This is a genomic window from Bartonella sp. MU70NMGDW (genome assembly GCF_042194085.1).
GTDB lineage: Bacteria > Pseudomonadota > Alphaproteobacteria > Rhizobiales > Rhizobiaceae > Bartonella > Bartonella grahamii.
The window spans coordinates 1-254 of sequence record NZ_JBHIMK010000057.1 but is presented as its reverse complement, the minus strand read 5'-3'; the positions used below and the strand labels follow the sequence as shown (position 1 = coordinate 254).

1 pseudogene is annotated in these 254 nt (G+C 42.1%); it reads left to right on the top strand.

Annotated elements, in window-relative coordinates:
• Positions 1-254, top strand: a pseudogene (locus ACFIKE_RS06360) (hypothetical protein); the annotation flags it as partial.

The following is a 254-nucleotide window of genomic DNA, read 5'->3' as shown; positions in this document are numbered from 1 at the left end:
AGATAACATCGCTTGCCAATGGGTCTATAACTAAAGACTCAAGTGATGCTGTAGCTGGTAATCAGCTTCATGCTCTAGGTGATAAAGTTGCGCAGTCTTTAGGTGGTGGTGCTAAGTATGAGGATGGCAAATGGAGCAAACCTAAGTTCACGGTTAAAACAGTAAAATCTGATGGTACTGAGAGTGAGGAGAGCTATACAGATGTGGCTTCAGCGTTTGCTGGTGTAGGAACTTCTTTCACAGATTTACATAAA